Annotated in this window: 13 protein-coding genes; 7 read left to right on the forward strand and 6 right to left on the reverse strand. The window is 57.7% G+C overall.

Annotated features, from left to right (window positions below):
* Positions 1–5 precede the first annotated feature (5 nt).
* Together clpA and aat are read left to right on the forward strand one after the other, a co-directional pair.
* Positions 6–2,318: an ATP-dependent Clp protease ATP-binding subunit ClpA gene (gene clpA / locus ACI0FG_RS06545; protein ID WP_419788366.1), complete on the forward strand. Its 2,313-nt coding sequence runs from the start codon at positions 6–8 to the stop codon at positions 2,316–2,318.
* Positions 2,319–2,377: 59 nt separating this feature from the next.
* A complete protein-coding gene (gene aat / locus ACI0FG_RS06550) occupies positions 2,378–3,067 on the forward strand; it encodes a leucyl/phenylalanyl-tRNA--protein transferase (RefSeq protein ID WP_419787743.1) in 690 nt (229 codons plus the stop codon).
* A gap of 10 nt (positions 3,068–3,077) precedes the next feature.
* Here aat and ACI0FG_RS06555 read toward each other — a convergent pair whose 3' ends face one another.
* Positions 3,078–3,545, reverse strand: a complete 468-nt coding sequence (locus ACI0FG_RS06555) for a hypothetical protein (protein ID WP_419787744.1) — start codon at positions 3,543–3,545, stop codon at positions 3,078–3,080.
* Positions 3,546–3,629: 84 nt separating this feature from the next.
* On the opposite strand from ACI0FG_RS06555, the gene uvrB reads away from it, so the two are divergent.
* From uvrB to dapB, 4 genes are read left to right on the forward strand one after another with little or no spacing between them, the layout of a single operon-like run.
* Entirely contained in the window at positions 3,630–5,630 is a 2,001-nt protein-coding gene (uvrB, locus tag ACI0FG_RS06560) for an excinuclease ABC subunit UvrB (RefSeq protein WP_419787745.1), read from the forward strand.
* A gap of 5 nt (positions 5,631–5,635) precedes the next feature.
* Positions 5,636–6,670 carry a potassium channel family protein gene (locus ACI0FG_RS06565; RefSeq protein ID WP_419787746.1) on the forward strand — a complete coding sequence of 345 codons (1,035 nt, stop codon included), beginning with the start codon at positions 5,636–5,638 and terminating at the stop codon, positions 6,668–6,670.
* 16 nt (positions 6,671–6,686) lie between these two features.
* The gene (gene ligA, locus ACI0FG_RS06570) at positions 6,687–8,717 is read left to right on the forward strand and encodes an NAD-dependent DNA ligase LigA (RefSeq protein WP_419787747.1); all 2,031 of its coding nucleotides are present in this window, start codon (positions 6,687–6,689) and stop codon (positions 8,715–8,717) included.
* A gap of 21 nt (positions 8,718–8,738) precedes the next feature.
* Positions 8,739–9,518: a 4-hydroxy-tetrahydrodipicolinate reductase gene (gene dapB, locus ACI0FG_RS06575; protein ID WP_419787748.1), complete on the forward strand. Its 780-nt coding sequence runs from the start codon at positions 8,739–8,741 to the stop codon at positions 9,516–9,518.
* A 57-nt stretch (positions 9,519–9,575) separates the two neighbouring features.
* On the opposite strand, the gene ACI0FG_RS06580 is transcribed toward dapB, so the two are convergent.
* Both ACI0FG_RS06580 and cls read right to left on the reverse strand, forming a co-directional pair.
* Positions 9,576–11,567 carry a methyl-accepting chemotaxis protein gene (locus tag ACI0FG_RS06580; RefSeq protein WP_419787749.1) on the reverse strand — a complete coding sequence of 664 codons (1,992 nt, stop codon included), beginning with the start codon at positions 11,565–11,567 and terminating at the stop codon, positions 9,576–9,578.
* 252 nt (positions 11,568–11,819) lie between these two features.
* Complete coding sequence (cls, locus tag ACI0FG_RS06585; RefSeq protein ID WP_419787750.1) at positions 11,820–13,265, reverse strand: cardiolipin synthase; 1,446 nt, start codon at positions 13,263–13,265, stop codon at positions 11,820–11,822.
* 14 nt (positions 13,266–13,279) lie between these two features.
* On the opposite strand from cls, the gene ACI0FG_RS06590 reads away from it, so the two are divergent.
* Entirely contained in the window at positions 13,280–14,719 is a 1,440-nt protein-coding gene (locus ACI0FG_RS06590) for an MATE family efflux transporter (RefSeq protein ID WP_419787751.1), read from the forward strand.
* A 9-nt stretch (positions 14,720–14,728) separates the two neighbouring features.
* On the opposite strand, the gene ACI0FG_RS06595 is transcribed toward ACI0FG_RS06590, so the two are convergent.
* The 3 genes from ACI0FG_RS06595 to ACI0FG_RS06605 form a co-directional block, all read right to left on the reverse strand.
* A complete protein-coding gene (locus tag ACI0FG_RS06595; RefSeq protein ID WP_419787752.1) occupies positions 14,729–15,076 on the reverse strand; it encodes an Hpt domain-containing protein in 348 nt (115 codons plus the stop codon).
* A 165-nt stretch (positions 15,077–15,241) separates the two neighbouring features.
* The gene (locus tag ACI0FG_RS06600; protein WP_419787753.1) at positions 15,242–15,673 is read right to left on the reverse strand and encodes an ACT domain-containing protein; all 432 of its coding nucleotides are present in this window, start codon (positions 15,671–15,673) and stop codon (positions 15,242–15,244) included.
* A 26-nt stretch (positions 15,674–15,699) separates the two neighbouring features.
* The gene (locus ACI0FG_RS06605; RefSeq protein ID WP_419787754.1) at positions 15,700–17,004 is read right to left on the reverse strand and encodes a phenylacetate--CoA ligase family protein; all 1,305 of its coding nucleotides are present in this window, start codon (positions 17,002–17,004) and stop codon (positions 15,700–15,702) included.
* Positions 17,005–17,111 lie beyond the last annotated feature (107 nt).

A 17,111-nucleotide genomic window follows, 5' to 3' on the forward strand; every position in this document is an offset into this window, starting at 1 on the left:
TGACGATGCTCAGCAAGGAATTGGAAAGCGCGTTGACCTCCGCGGTCAACGAGGTGAAGCGGCGGAACCACGAGTTCCTCACGCTGGAGCACCTCCTGTATGCAATAACCGGCGAAGAGCAGGGCGAGGAAATCCTTGAAGCCTGCGGGGCCGAATTGGAACGGTTGCGCGATCAGCTTGGCCGTTTCTTTGTCGAAAATATGGAAGCCCTGCCGGACGGCACCGAGACCGAGGTCATTCAGACCCTGGGTGTCCGGCGTGTCTTGCAGCGTGCCGTATGGCAGAAAAAGGCCGCGGGCAAGGAAACCGTGGAGGTCGGCGATGTGCTGGCCGCGATGTTCGATGAGGAAGATTCCTATGCGGTCTACTTCCTGCGGACCCACGATGTTTCCCGGCTGGACGTGCTGGAATTCATTTCTCACGGCATGTCCGCTCGTGAGGACTGGGGAGATGCCGGTGATGAACCGTCCCGTCCTTCCCCTCTGGATGACCGTCCTGGCGGCAAGAAGAGTCCATTGGAGGAGTTCGCGGTCAATCTGACCGAGCGGGCAGCCCAGGGATTCATCGACCCGCTTATCGGCCGTGAGGCGGAGTTGGACCGGACCGTTCAGGTGCTGGCGCGTCGGCGCAAGAATAATCCCATTTTTGTTGGCGATCCCGGCGTTGGCAAGACTGCAATGGCCGAAGGTCTGGCCCTGCGTGTGGTCCAGGGCGACGTGCCCAAGGAATTCATCAACGCGGAAATATACGGCCTCGACATGGGCTCGCTGCTGGCGGGAACCAAGTATCGAGGTGATTTTGAAGCCCGGCTCAAGGGAGTGCTTTCCGATCTGAAGAAGAACAAGGAAGCCATTCTCTTCGTGGACGAGATTCATACCATCGTCGGTGCGGGATCGGTGAGCGGCGGCTCCATGGATGCCTCCAACATCCTCAAGCCCATGCTGCAATCGGGTGAAATCCGGTGCATCGGTTCCACTACCTACGAGGAATACAAGAACCATTTCGAAAAGGACCGCGCCTTGTCGCGTCGGTTCCAGAAGATCGAGATCAGCGAACCTTCGGTTGAGGAGACCGTGGCCATCCTCAAGGGGCTGAAGCCCCACTATGAAGAGTTCCATGGCGTCAACTACACCCACTATGCGCTCAAGGCCGCAGCCGAGCTTTCCGCGCGGCATATCACCGATCGTTTCCTGCCGGACAAGGCCATCGACGTGATGGACGAGGCCGGAGCGTTGTATAAGCTCTCGGCCCGTTCCCGAAAGGGCGACCGTATCAATGTCCAGGACATCGAGAAGGTCGTGGCCCGCATGGCCCGTATCCCGGCCCGGCGTCTGACCATGTCGGATCGCGCTCGTTTACAGAGTCTGGAAGAGGATCTGGCCGGCGTGGTCTTTGGGCAGGACGAGGCCGTGAAGGCCCTTTCGAAGTCCATCAAGCGTTCCCGGGCGGGGATGCGGCAGACCGGTCGTCCGGTGGGCAGCTTCCTGCTTACGGGCCCGACTGGCGTGGGCAAGACGGAACTGGCCCGGCAGCTGGCGGATACACTCGGTATCGGTTTTCTGCGGTTCGACATGAGCGAATACATGGAAAAGCATGCCGTGGCTCGACTCATTGGAGCGCCTCCGGGCTATGTGGGGTTCGACCAGGGCGGCCTGCTCACCGAAGGCGTGCGCAAGAAGCCGCACTGCGTTGTCCTTTTCGATGAAATCGAGAAGGCGCATCCCGACGTGTTCAACATCCTGCTCCAGGTCATGGACTACGCCACGCTGACCGACAACAATGGCCGCAAGGCGGATTTCCGTCACGTTATTCTGCTGATGACCTCCAATGCCGGAGCGCGGGAGATGGCCAAGGGTGCCATCGGCTTCAAGCGCGACGAGCAGGCGGACCGCAAGGACGATGCTCTCAAGGCGCTGGAAAAGCTGTTCAGTCCGGAATTCCGGAACCGGCTTGATGCCGTGGTTACGTTCAAGGCGCTTGGGCAGCCGGTCATGGAAAAGATTGTCGGCAAGTTCATCAAGGAACTCAACGACCAGCTGGAAGACCGCCGTGTCGTTGTTAAGCTCACGGACGCGGCACGGGCCCGACTGGCCGAGATGGGCTATGATCCGGCCATGGGTGCCCGTCCCATGGGGCGTGTCATTCAGACAGAAATCAAGGATCTGATCGCGGACGAGCTGCTTTTTGGCCGTTTGACCAAGGGCGGTGTCGTCACTGTGGATCTGGCCAGGAAGTCGAAGAAAAGCGGCAAGAAGGGTGGCGAAGATGCCCCGGCCGAATTCGAGTTCTCCTTTGACGATGCCGGGTTCCGGCAATGAGCGAAAAATAAGGATTAATAAGGGGCGGCATGGGCCGCCTCTTTTGTTTGAGGTTTGGCATGACCATCTATCGGCTTTTTGAGGAACCGGTTTTCCCGGACCCGGAAGATGCTGACCCCGACGGGTTGCTGGCTGTTGGCGGCGATCTCAGCCCGCAACGGTTGCTCTCGGCCTATGCCAACGGTATTTTCCCCTGGTATGCGGAGGACTCTCCCATCCTCTGGTGGTCCACCAATCCCCGCCTGATTTTGCTGCCGCAGGAATTTCACCTGCCGCGCAGCCTCCGCCGTGTGCTTAATAAGGGCGTATTCACCTTTACCATGGATCAGGCCTTTTCCCAGGTTATCCGGGCCTGTGCCGAATCGACGAGACCCGGACAGGACGGGACATGGCTGGTGGAGGAGATGGTGGAAGCCTACACGTTGTTGCATCGCCTCGGATATGTGCACAGCGTGGAAGCGTGGCGGGACGGCGAGTTGGCTGGCGGCCTTTATGGCGTCTCCCTTGGAGCGGCCTTTTTCGGCGAGTCCATGTTTTTTCGGGAGCCGGATGCGTCCAAGGCGGCTTTTGCCCGACTGGTCAGGCAACTGGCGGCGTGGGGCTTCACGCTCATCGACTGTCAGCAGACAACGGATCATCTGCTTCGGTTCGGCGCGCATGAGGTCGTGCGCTTCCGATTTTTGGCCGCGCTGCGTGATGCCATGGAAGCCCCTACTCGCGAGGGGCCGTGGCGCTTTGATACCCCTTGAGGGAGCGGGGTTATTCCTCGTCCACCAGGGGAGGATGGCGGCTCAGGTCATATAGGCCCTTAAGCGGAATTTCCAACGGATAGCTGGGGATTCTGGTAAACTCGATGAAGCCGAGGTCCTTGTCAGGCTGGGCCTGAGAGAGTCCCGCCATGCCGGTGGGTACCGGAAAGGCCAGCGGTCTCGACCTGAGAGCTGTAAGCCTTGTGGAGTATTGCTCTTTCAGATAGTTTATCAAGTGGTCCCGTTCCTCGTCGGAAAAGGCTTCCATGACGACGCGTCGGCTCGGATCATCCGGGGCGGGCGAGGGGGATATAAGGGTATCCCAGTCTTGGGCCTGTTCATCCTCGGGAGACCACGAGGCCCGGAACAGGTGGACTTCCACATTCCGGCGTCCTTTGAAACTGCGGATGACCATGGAAAGGGTGTTGGCGTAAGGGGTCGGCGGGGTTGTCGTCGCCCGGGTGATGTCGATGTCCATGCGCTACCTCCATCGGGCCGTTTTGCGGCATTGACTGCAATCATACGTTTTTTATCGAGCTATCTCAAGGGGGCTGCTCTTCGAATGCCAGATTTCAAACTGGTCAGTGAATATGTTCCGAAGGGGGACCAGCCAGGAGCCATAGCCGAGCTTGTGGCAGGGATAAGGAGCGGGGTGCGCGACCAGGTGCTTCTGGGCGCGACCGGAACGGGAAAGACCTTTACCATGGCCAATGTGGTGGCCACGTTAAACCGTCCCGCCCTGATCCTGGCACCGAACAAGACGTTGGCCGCCCAGCTCTACACCGAGTTCCGGGGGCTGTTTCCGGAAAACGCCGTCGAATATTTCGTCAGTTATTACGATTATTACCAGCCGGAAGCATATCTGCCGCACTCGGATGTCTACATTGAAAAGGACTCGTCCATCAATGACGATATCGACAAGCTGCGGCACGCGGCCACCCATGCGCTGCTGACCCGGCACGACGTGCTCATCGTGGCCTCCGTCTCCTGTATCTACGGCCTTGGATCACCGGATTTTTACGCCAAGATGGTCATTCCCGTGGAAGAGGGGCAGCACATGCCCATGGATCATCTGTTGGAGCGCCTGGTGGAGATTCACTATGAACGCAACGACTATGATTTCCATCGAGGCACTTTCCGCGTACGCGGCGATGTGGTGGAGATCATCCCTGCCTACAGCCGGGAAAAGGCGCTGCGCATCGAGTTCTTTGGTGACGAGATAGATTCCCTCTCGGAAACCGACCCGCTTACCGGCGAGGTAAAGGACCGGATGCGCAAGACCGTCATCTATCCGGGCAGCCACTTCGTATCCGACAAGGACAATCTGGAGCGCGCCGTGGACTCCATCCGCACGGAACTCCAGGAGCGGCTCGCCGTCCTCAAGTCCGCCAACAAGCTGGTGGAGGCCCAGCGGTTGGAGCAGCGGACCATGTACGATTTGGAGATCATTGAGGAACTCGGCTACTGCAACGGCATCGAAAACTACTCCCGACACCTGGATGGCCGTACCGTGGGGCAGCCTCCTGCCACGTTGCTGGACTACTTCCCGGATGATTTTCTTCTCTTCGTGGACGAGTCGCACATCGCCCTGCCGCAGGTAGGCGGCATGTACAACGGCGACCGGTCGCGCAAGACCACGCTGGTGGATTTCGGGTTCCGGCTGCCCTCGGCGTTGGACAACCGTCCGCTGGCCTACAAGGAATTTCAGGAACGCATTCATCAGGCTGTGTATGTGTCGGCCACTCCCGGCCCGCTGGAAATGGACCTTGCCCAAGGTGTGGTGGTGGAGCAGATCATTCGTCCCACCGGACTGGTCGATCCTGAGGTGGAAGTACGAAAAGTACAGGGACAGATTGACGATTTGCTCGCGGAATGCAAAAAGAGGCAATCGAAGGACGAGCGGGTTCTGGTCACCACGCTGACCAAACGCATGGCCGAGGACCTCAACGATTACTTCAATTCGATGGGAGTGCCGTCACGCTATCTGCACTCGGACATCGATACCCTGGAGCGCATGGCCATCATCCGTGCGCTGCGCGAAGGCGAGTTTGTGGTATTGGTGGGCATCAACCTCCTGCGGGAGGGGCTGGACATCCCGGAAGTCTCGCTGGTGGCCATTCTGGATGCGGACAAGGAGGGGTTTCTCCGGTCTACGCGGTCGCTCATTCAGACCTTTGGCCGTGCCGCTCGTAACGCAGGCGCGCGCGTGGTAATGTACGCCGACAAAGTGACCGCCTCCATGGCCTCGGCCATGGATGAAACTGCCAGGAGGCGGGAGCGTCAGCTGGCCTATAATGAAGAGCACGGGATAACCCCGACCACCATTCATAAAAAGGTGGAGGATTTGTTCGGTGCTCCCGGTGGCTCCTCTGGGGCGGAGAAGGGTCTCAAGGCAGCGGAGGCGGGCGATGAATACGGGGCGGATCCAAAGGCGTTGCTCAAGGCCATTAAACGGATGGAGCGCGAAATGCGTGAAGCCGCCAAGGAATTGGAATTCGAACGGGCTGCGGAGTTGAGAGATCGCGTTGCCCTGCTGCGGGAACGGTTGTTGAAGCTGGGGTAGACTATATGAGAGTGTCCATTCATCGAAGAATGCTGCGCATGAAGGCAAGGCTCGGCTCCTTCTGGAGCATAGCCTTGGGCGTGGCCTATCTTTCGCTGATTTTCCTCATCGGCATCGGCTATTATATGGTGTTCGAGGAGTGGGACTTCCCGAGCGCCTTCTACATGGTGGTTATCACCCTTTCCACTGTCGGCTACATGGAGGTCAACGAACTCTCCAATGCAGGCCGAATGTTTACCGCCTTTTTGATTATGGCCGGTGTCGGCGGTTTCGTGTACATCGCGGGTGCGTTCGCTCAGCTCCTTATCGACGGACGTCTGCAAATTATGTGGGGTAAGCATAAAATGATGAAAGAGATAGGCAAGCTGAGAAATCATTTCATCGTCTGCGGTTACGGACGGATCGGTCATATTGTTGTGCAGGAGATGTTGAAGGAAGGGCATGATGTCGTCGTATTGGAGCAGTCGCCGGACCTCATCGACAAGATGGAGCAGGACGGTGTGCTCTGCATAGAGGGAGATGCCACCAGCGACGAACTGCTCATCAGCGCCGGTTTGCTGCACGCCAAGTCGCTGGTATCCGCCCTGACCAGTGAAGCCGCGAACGTCTATGTCACCCTTACCGCCCGGCAGCTTAATCCGGAGATCAATATCATCGCCCGGGCCGGGGAGGTTTCCCACATCGCCCGACTGGAACTGGCCGGGGCAAACCGGGTAGTGCTGCCACACTTCATCGGCGGCCTGCGCATGGCCCAGAACGTGTTGCGGCCAACGGTAACCAACTTTATCGAACTGGCCATGCGAGGCGGCATCGACCTCCAGATGGAGGAACTTCTGGTCACTGCCGGTTCGGAGCTGGTGGATAAGGATTTGGTGGAGTCTCAGATACGTCCACGTTTTAATCTGATAATAATCGCCATCAAAAAGGAGTCCGGGGATATGGTCTTCAACCCCGGCCCCAAGCAGGTTATCAAGGCCAACGACACGCTTCTTGCCGTCGGTGGGCAGAAGAATCTGCACGAGATCAAGGCAATTCTCTAAAGGCTAAAAAACGAACATGATTTCCCGTGAGATTGAAGAGCGCGCAGCTAAGCTGCGCACGGATTTGGAATACCATAGTCACCGCTATTACGTTTTGGATGATCCCGTCATTTCGGACGAGGAATACGACAATCTTTTTCGCGAGCTTCAGGCCCTGGAGCTTGAGTATCCAGAACTGGAGGACCCGAATTCTCCCACTCGCCGGGTAGGTGGCGAGCCTGCCGCCGGGTTTACGCCGTATGAGCACGCCGAGCGCCTGTACAGCCTGGACAACGCCATGGACATCGACGCCTGGTATGCTTTCACCGAGCGGGTGGTCAAAGGCTTGGGGACAGATGGCGTGGAATACTGGACCGATCCCAAGATGGATGGTCTGGCGTTGGAGGTCATCTATGAAGAGGGGCGTTTTGTCCGGGCGGCCACGCGTGGCGATGGTCTTGTCGGCGAGGATGTGACCCGGAACATGCGCACGGTCATGAACCTGCCGCTTACCCTGCGTGGGGCTTCCGTTCCTCGCTTGCTGGAGGTTCGCGGCGAGGTCATCATGTCCAACAAGGATTTTTCCGCTCTCAATGAGCGGCAGCGCGAGGCTGGTGAAAAGGTTTTTGCCAATCCGCGCAACGCTGCCGCCGGTTCCATCCGTCAGTTGGACCCGAAGGTGGCGGCCTCCCGACCGTTGCGCTTCATGGGTTACGGTATTGGTCGCGTTAAATGGGCGCAGCCCCTGTTTGCCTGGACCTCCCAGCAGGAGGCCATGGAAGGGCTCAAGGCCCTCGGCTTTGCCGTGGCGCCCGAGGCCAAGCTCTGCGGATCGCCCGATGACGTGGCGGAGTATTTCAAGGAGCTGGGGGAACGGCGGGCGTCGCTGCCTTTCGAGATAGATGGCGTTGTGGCCAAGGTGAACAGCTTTGATATGCAGCGTGCCCTTGGCTTTACGGCCCGGGCCCCGCGCTGGGCCATGGCTCTCAAGTTCCCGGCCATGCAGGCCCGTACGCGGCTGGACGCCATCCGAATTCAGGTAGGCCGTACCGGCGTGCTCACGCCCGTAGCAGAGCTTACGCCCGTCCCTCTGGCCGGAGTTGTCGTCTCCAATGCCACCTTGCACAACAAGGGCTACATCGAAGAGCATGACCTGCGCGTCGGCGATACCGTGCTCGTTCAGCGGGCAGGGGATGTCATCCCTCAGGTCCTTTCTGTGGACCTGGAAGCCCGCCCTGAGGACTCCGAACCGTATGTCTTTCCCAATACATGTCCGGTTTGCGGCAGCGAGGCTCGGGAAGACGGCGAGGCCGTGCGATGTACCAACGAAGCCTGCCCAGCCAAGACTGTGCAGCGGATCATCCATTTCGTGTCCAAGGCCGGGTTGGATATGGAAGGCGTGGGGCGCAAGTGGGTGGAAAGACTGGCGCAGGATGGTGTGCTCAAGACTTCGGCCGATCTCTTCTCCCTGAAGAAGACGGATCTGCTGAAGTATGAGAGAATGGGCGACAAGTCGGCTGATAATTTTCTGGCAGCCGTGGCCAAGGCAAAGGTGGACGCACCGCTGTGGCGGTTCATTGCCGGGCTTGGCATCCGGCATGTGGGCGAGCAGACCGCACGCATTTTGGCGGCCAACTATGCGGACCTGGAGGCACTGGGCAAGGCCTCGCGCGAGGAACTCCAGGATCTGGAGGACATCGGTCCGATTGTTGCGGAGAGTATCCATTTCTTTTTTGAGAGCGAGGATACCCTGGAACTGATCGACCGGTTCCGTGATGTGGGCTTTTGGCCCACAGGCGAGCCCGAGCCGGAAGCGGAAGCGTCGGATGGTGCCCCTCTGGCCGGGAAGGTCTTTATCTTCACCGGTTCCCTGCCGGATATGAGCCGCTCCGAGGCCGAGGCCCTTGTGGAGGCCAATGGCGGCAGTTCGGTCAAGTCCATCTCCAAGAAAGTGGACTACGTTGTGGCAGGGGAAAAGGCCGGGTCCAAGGTGACAAAGGCGGAAAAGCTCGGACTGGAAATTATTGACTTCGAGCGGTTCAAGGAATTACTCCAAACGTCCGCGTAAAATTTCAACAAGGAGAGCGGTATGGCTACCGACATCGTCATTCTGGGCGCAAAGGGGCGCATGGGCAATATGCTGGTCAACATGGCCCTTGGCGACGAGGATTTGAATCTCGTCGGAACTTGTGAGCGAAAAGGCAACACAGACGGTTTGTCCTATGAAGGATGCAAGGTGTCTGATTGCCTGGAGGAATTGCTCCCACAGGTCCCCGGATCGGTCATTGTTGATTTTACTGCGCCCGAATCTTCCCTGGCCATGGCAGAGAAGGCTGCCGAGTTTGGCAACCCGGCCGTCATCGGTACTACGGGATTGAATAAGGAGCAGCAGGCAACGCTGGCCGGGTTTGCCGCCAAGGTCCCGTTGTTTTGGGCGCCCAATATGTCCGTTGGTATCAATACGCTGCTCAAACTGCTGCCTGCCTTGGTCCAGGCCCTTGGCCCGGCGTATGACATTGAGGTAATGGAGGCCCACCACCGCATGAAGAAGGATTCTCCCAGCGGTACGGCCCTGAAGCTGGCCCAGTGCCTTGCCGAGGCCCGCGGGTGGGAGTATGATGACGTGAAGAAGCATTGCCGTGATGGCATCATCGGTGAGCGTCCGCGCAAGGAGATCGGTGTACAGACCCTGCGTGGCGGCGATGTGGTGGGCGAGCACACCATGTATTTCTTCGGCCCCGGCGAGCGCATCGAAGTGACGCACCGGGCGCACTCGCGCGAGACCTTCGCCGCAGGCGCTTTGCGGGCCGCCAAATGGCTGGCCGGGCAAAAGCCGGGCAGGATTTACAATATGGCCGACATTTTTTAGGCGATTACAGGAAGACGGAAAGGGGGGCGTGGATCAAATCCATGCCCCCCTTTCTCGTTAGTAGCGTTGGAATTCATCCGTTTCCGATGTTTTCCCTGCCTTGGGTGCTGTGCCTGAAGAATGGTTTGCTTCAGCCAGAAGAGCGGAGGATGTGCATTCTCCGGTCTTGAAAAAGCACATGGTATCCTTGAGGTTGCGGGCATGGCCGTCCATGGCGGATGAGGCGTCCGCCACATGCACGGCCATGGAGGAGTTCTGTTGCACCACGCTGTCCAGCTCGTTCATGGCCTGATTGATCTGCGAGACGCCGATATCCTGCTCCTTGGCCGCTACCGAAATTTCTTCGATAAGTTCGGATGTACGATGAATATCGGGGACGGTCTTTTTGAGCATTTTCCCTGCTCTATCAGCCACTTCCAGGCTGGTAGACGAGAGCTCGCCAATTTCCGCGGCTGCAAGGCCGCTCCGCTCCGCCAACTTGCGCACCTCTGCGGCCACAACGGCAAATCCCTTGCCGTGTTCGCCTGCCCGCGCCGCTTCGATGGCAGCATTCAGCGCAAGCAGGTTGGTCTGTCTGGCTATCTCTTCCACAATGGCTATTTTCTCCGCAATGACGTTCATGGCGTCCACGGTTTGCGCTACGGCATCTCCGCCTTGCTGAGCGTCATGGGCTGCTTGCGTAGCGAGCGCCTGGGTCTGCTTGATGTTCTCAAAGCTTTGGCGGATGTTCGAGGATATTTGTTCTATGCTTGTGGCCACTTCGACCACGCTGGCTGCCTGGCGGGATGAGCCTTCGGCCAGAGTGCGGGAGGATTGGTTGACGTCGTCACAGCTTTTCGCCAGTGACTCCGCAGCACCCTGCACCTCGTTCACGATATTGGTCAAATGTTGGCGCATCCCCTGGAGGGCGGTTGCGAGGTCTCCCATTTCATCCTTTTGATGGATGGTAACGGATACCGTCATATCCCCATTTGAAAAGGCCTCGGCAAATGTGAGCAGGGCGTGAATGGGAATAAGAATGAACCGGCGAATGACCTGACTGCCAACCAGCATCGGGATGACCGCTATGAGGATGACACCACCGGTGATGAAGTAGAGGGCGCGGGTAATGTGGGCCCGTTGCTCCCCCATGTTCGAGACCATACAAAGAATGCCTATCTGGTTGTTCGCATAATCCTTGATGGGAAGTGTTGTGACCGCGTGATCGCCCACCATATGGGTCACGCTTTGTTCTTTTCCCTGGTTCAGATCATCCAGGGTCACGGCTTCTCGCGCGGTTTCGTTTTCCTGTCCCGAGACCAGCACGTATTTGTCGCCTACCAACGGGTATTTGCTGCTGTCCTGCAATTTTGTCGTGATGTTGAGCAGGTCGCTGTTCATATACAGCAGGACTTTCAGTCCTCCTGTCTCTTCCAAGGATTTGAGCAGCGGGCCGAAGCTCTTGAGCACCTCAACGGATCCCAGCTGCTTTCCATTGGCGTCCTTGACCGGCGCTACGCCACGGATGGTGAATCCGCCACGGCCGGGTTCTATTCCTTTGACCGCCTGTCCCGTTTGATTGACGTCCAGTACCGTCTTGCGGAATGAGGAGATATCATCGGAGATATCTACCCACTTACCGTCCTTTTTTGCCTGTTTCTCCCTCCAGGCCCGAACCAGGCTTCTGCCGTTCGGCAGATGGTAATGGACATTCAAGGCCTCGCCTGTTGTTTCCTTGAGTCCTGCGGCCGCATCTTTGAGTGCGGAACGGATTATCTGTCGGGCTTCTTGGGACTGTGGGCTTTTGGGGTCGTTGATATCCCCGGTATGGGCCAGAGCAAAAGCCTCTATGACAGGGGCAATACGGCTGTACTGGGCCGCCTGATTCAGGGCATCCGTGGAGGCCGAACTCAATGCTGATTGGAAATTGGCTATTTTGTCCTGCGCTAGGAGATCGATAAAGGATTTCTCCAGGGTCGCGAATTCCCGATTTATGAAGAACAGTCCGATCACACAGCAGGTGACGACCGAAATAAAGAGCGGCGCCAGGAGCTTGCTTTGCAGTTTCATCGTCCCTCCTATGATGGTTACTTGTACGGATGCTGGGCCGGGAGCTCCGTATCCAAAAATCGATACCAATGTAATGGTATGACGCTGTCAATTATAGATGTGCCGCTTTGTGACGTGAGAAGACGATTGGTCCTGAATATACCAAAGAGAGGGTGGTGCAGCTTTCGGGATATCCTGTGTCGATAAACTGGAACGTTGAAGTGCGCCTTGCATCAATTGGTTACACGAAAAAACGCGTAGCGAGGAAGCTGCCTAGAGGATAGGGGAAAAGAGCCGGGCAAAGCGGATTACGGTCTGCTTGATAATGTTTTTGTTGTCGAACTCTTCCGTGCCGACTTCGTCGCTGTGCATGAAGTCGGTAAGGAACATGCTTTCGATGCGGCTGCAAAATGCGGGATCTTCCACCAGCATGGTTAGTTCGAAATTGAGACGAAAGGATCGGTTGTCCAGATTGGCGGTGCCCACTCCGGCCAGGGCGTCGTCGACCAGAAATACCTTCTGGTGCATGAAGCCGTGCTGGTAGCGGAAAACCCGGATCGTTTCCATCTGCAATTCCTTGAGACAGGAAAAGCCTGCCAGATAGACAAGGATGTGGTCCGCCTTGTGGGGGAGAATGATGCGCACATCGACACCACGCATGGCGGCCAGTTGGAGGGCTTTTGTCACGCCGCTGTCCGGAACGAAGTAGGGCGAGGCGATCCAGAACCGTTTTCGGGCGGAGTTGATGGCCCGGATGAACATGAGGGAGCAGGTTTCAAGCGGGTCGGCCGGACTGGTCGAGAACGCCAGCACTTCCGCATTGCCGACTTGCGGGGGAAGCTTTTCGGCCACGTCGAGGAGCTCGCCGGTCGCCCAGTGCCAGTCTCTTGCAAAGCTGAGGCCCACGCCCAGTATAGCCGGGCCGGTTATGCGCATATGCGTGTCCCGCCATCCGCTGAAGTGCTTTGATTTGCCAAGATATTCGTCGCCCACATTGTGGCCGCCAACAAATGCAATCCGGTTGTCGGCTATGACTATTTTTCGGTGGTTGCGGAAGTTGAGCTGGAAGCGGTTGCCACGGCCCTTGGTGGTGTGAAAGGGATGAACTTCGATTCCCGCCTTCCGCATGGTCTGCCAAAAGCTTTCGGGGGTGGCGTGGCTGCCTATTTCGTCATACAGAAAGCGGATGGTCAGCCCCTGTTCCGCCTTGCGCAGCAAAGAGGCCTGCATTCGTTTGCCGAGATTGTCCTCGTGAACGATATAGAACTGGATAAGCAGTGAATCCGTTGCTTTTTCGATAGCTTCGAAGATCGCTTCGAAAGTGGCGTTTCCGCTGGTGTAGAGTTCAAGCTCGTTTCCCCCGGCAAAGGGCATTCGGGCCATGGTTTCAAAAGAGCAGCGCGGTGCATGCGGCTTTTGCCGTTCCGAAATCTTTTTGACCTCCGGCAGGTTGTGCCGGAGTTTCATGTCGCTTCGGAATTGTTCATCAACGTCGCGTATCGTCTCGACGTATCCGTGAAATTTGCTGCGGCCGAAAATCCAGTAGAGGGGAAGGGAGAGCAAAGGGAAACTGACCAGGGAAATGGTCCAGGCAACGGCCCCCTGCGGAGTGCGCGTATCACGCACCGCTGTCACGGCCGTTATGATGGCCATGATTTCTATCACTGTGTAGGCAAGGCTGAAAAAGCCGAGCAGAATTTGAATGTCTACCGATTCCATGAAGGCAATTTAGCATGGATTTCGGGAAAGTGGAATCCGTTCGCTTGCCGTCCAACGGGAAATGTGCTCTGGTTTTCGGCATGAGCACATCCATGGCGGAGGGGGAGCAGCAAGGCGTATCCTCCCGGCACCCTTTTATCGACCGGCCCAACCGGACCCTTGTCGGCTTGGCCCTTCCCGTCCTTTTTTCCCTTGTCGCGGAGCCGCTGACGGGAATCGCGGATACTGCTTTTGTGGCCCGCATCCCCGGCCCGGAACCTGTTGCAGCCCTCGGCATAGGCACCGTAGCCTTCTCATCCATCTTTTGGGCCTTCAGCTTTTTGGGTATCGGCACCCAGACCGAGGTGTCCCATGATGTGGGGCGGGGAAATACCTGTCATGCCGAAAAAAACGTCTCCCTGGCATGTGTTCTGGCCATTGGCGTAGGCATATGCCTTCTGTTGTTGCTCTCCCCGTTTCTGCGGGACATAGCGGTCGTCCTCGGAGCACAGGGACGCGTGGCGGATCTGGCTCGCGAGTATATGTTCTATCGTCTGATAGGCGCACCCGCGGTGCTGGTATCAGTGGCAGCCTTCGGCGCATTGCGCGGCGTTCAGGATATGCGCACGCCGCTTTATGTCGCGGTAGCGGTAAACGGAATCAACATTGTTCTGGATCGGTTTCTTATTTTCGGCGGCTTGGGAATTCCCGCTTTCGGAGTGGCCGGGGCAGCTGTGGCCAGTTCCCTGAGTCAGTGGGTGGGAGCCATCTGGACGCTGATTGTGGTCGCCAAACGTATCGGGTTGACCTTGCGGATGCGGGGAGCCGGTGTGCGCCGACTGTTGAGCATCGGCGGCGATCTTTTTGTCCGTACTGGCCTGTTGCTGGTCTTTTTGGGGCTCTGTACGCGGGTTGCCAACCGGTTTGGCGCGGAGGAAGGGGCAGCCTATCAGGCCATTCGTCAGTTCTTTGTATTTGCGGCGTTGTTTTTGGATGCCTTCGCCATCACCGGGCAAAGTCTGGTGGGATATTTTATAGGGGCCAGGGCCGTTGCCCAGGCCCGTCGGGTGGCAGAGGTCGTCTGCCTGTGGAGCATGGGCACGGGGGCTGTGCTGGCTGTTTTGATGCTGGCCGGGCAGGGCTTTGTAGCCTGGTTGCTCGTCCCTCCATCCGCCGTTGACGAGTTTGGCCCCGGGTGGGTGGTTCTTGCTTTGTCGTTGCCGGTTGGAGCGTTGTCGTTCGCAACGGACGGCATCCATTGGGGAACAGGGGACTTTCGCTACCTGCGCAATGCCATGCTGGTGGCCTCGGCCGTGGGAGCGGCCCATATCCTGCTCATCGAGCATATCCATCCGGCCCATGCCATGGTCCACATTTGGGTGGCATCAGCGGTATGGACGGCCTTCAGAGGCGGATTCGGCATAATCCGAATCTGGCCCGGCGTGTGGGACGCTCCGCTCAAGGCGAGAGGGTAAACGCCTTTTTCAGTGCTCGGCCAGATAGGAAAACATGAAGGCGTAAGCGTTGCGCATTTCCTTTTCCAGATCCTGAAAATGAGTGGAGGCAGCTTCCACGTCTCCGGCCTTGGATGCATTTTCTATCTCAAGGCAGCAGTCCCGCACGCGGGCCACTCCGATGGTGGCGGCGCCGCCCTTCAGGCCATGAGCCAAGTGGCGCAGGCGCTCAACATCCTCAAGCTGAAGCGCTTCCTTGATTTCCCTTATACGTTTGGGTTCCTGGGATATGAAGGTGGTAAACATGCGCTTTAGAAAAGGCTGTTTCCCCACCATGGATTCCAGAAATTTGCTTTCTACTATTTCTGTTCCTTGCATTGTATATGTCCCGCCGGTTTCAGTTCAGTTGTCTAGTGTCGCCCAATATACTTACTCCGACTATTTCCGGCAACAGCTTTGGCAACTTTTTTTGATTCCTCATATTGCAGCGCGAAAAAAAGGCGGAACCGGAGTTCCGCCTTCATCTGCCTTTTTCGAAAAAAACTATAGTGCGTATAGCTTTTCGCCGGGAATGATGGTGATCCCCTTTTTCTGCAGCAGCTCAATGCCCTGATCGGTGCGGTCAAAGCGGAAGATGAGTACGGCGGAGTCGCCGGATTGCTGCACAAATGCATACATGTATTCCACGTTGATGCCCGCTTCCTGAAGCATGGTCAGGATGTCGTTCAGGCCGCCCGGATGGTCGGCCACCTCGACGGCGACTACAGAAGTGCGGCCTACGGTGAAGCCGTTGTCCTTCAGTTTCGTCTTGGCGGTTTCAAAATCGGAAACTATGAGGCGCAGAATGCCGAAATCCGAGGTGTCGGCAAGGGAAAGGGCACGGATGTTCACGCCCGCTTCCGAGAGAATGCGCGTCACTTCGGCCAGGCGTCCGGCTCGATTTTCCAGGAATATGGAGAGTTGATCGACTTTCATGGTAGTCTCCTCGCTTTTGCGAATTGCTAGGCTTCTTTCCTCTTGTCGATGATGCGTTTGGCCTTGCCGAGGGAGCGTTCGATCGCCTTGGGCTCAACCAATTTCACCTTGGCGGTGACGCCGAGGAATTCCTTGATATTTTTCATTACCTTCGATTCCACCCGCTGTAAACTCTTGATCTCGTCCGAGAACATGGACTCGTTGACTTCCACCTGGACTTCCAGGGTGTCGAGGTTGCCCTGGCGTTCCACGATCAATTGGTAGTGAGGGGTGAGTCCTTCCGTATTGATGAGGATGGATTCGATCTGCGAGGGGAAGACATTGACGCCGCGAATGATGAGCATGTCGTCGGATCGGCCGGTGACGCGCTTCATGCGCATGGTGGTGCGGCCACACTTGCACGGGGTCGGGTTCAGGACGGTCAGGTCGCGGGTGCGGTAGCGGATGAGTGGTATGCCTTCCTTGGTCAGCGTGGTGAAGACCAGCTCGCCTTCCTCGCCGGGACCCACGGGCTCGCCGGTTTCCGGATTGATGGTCTCCGCCAGGAAGTGGTCTTCCTGAATGTGCAGGCCGTCCTGTGCTTCCCGGCACTCGATGCCCACGCCGGGTCCCATGACTTCGGACAGACCGTAAATGTCGATGGCGGTGATGCCGAGCTTGCGTTCAATGGCCTGGCGCATTTCGTCGGTCCAGGGCTCGGCACCGAATATGCCGATACGTAGCGGCAGATCACGGACGTCGATGCCCATCTCCATGGCGGTCTCGGCAAGGTAGAGGGCGTAGGACGGGGTGCAGGTGATGACGTCCGGCGCGAAGTCGCGGAGCAGGGTGATCTGGCGCCGGGTTCCACCGCCGGAGATGGGGACAACAGTGGCTCCCAGGGTCTCGCAGCCGTGGTGGATGCCGAGTCCGCCGGTGAACAGGCCATAGCCGTAGGCGTTGTGGACCGTATCGCTGGCAGTGGCGCCTGCAGCCATCAGCGAGCGGGCAATGAGTTGGCCCCAGTTCTCGATATCACGTTTGGTGTAGCCGACGACGGTTGCCGTGCCGGTGGTGCCGGAGGAGGAGTGGATGCGGACGATCTGCTCTTTGGGAACCGCAAACATGCCGAAAGGGTATTGGTCGCGCAGGTCCTGCTTGACGGTGAAGGGCAGCCGGGTGAGATCTTTCAGTGTTTTTATATCCTGCGGCTTGACGCCTTTTTCGTCGAATTTTTTCTTGTAGAACGGTACGTTGGCGTACACCCGCTCACATAGGGCCTGGAGCCTTCTGAGTTGAAGTTTCTCCATGTCCTCTCTGGGCAGGGTTTCATTCTGAATGTCGTAGATCATCCTCTCATCTCCTTGTGGCGGGCCTTGGGAACGTAAAAAACCACGGTCCCGTGAGCCCGTGGTTTGTCCTTTTGCCTGACCGCTACCGTTCCACGAGCATCATATGC

The sequence above is a fragment of the Pseudodesulfovibrio sp. 7M6 genome (assembly GCF_050058625.1).
GTDB lineage: Bacteria > Desulfobacterota > Desulfovibrionia > Desulfovibrionales > Desulfovibrionaceae > Pseudodesulfovibrio > Pseudodesulfovibrio salinus.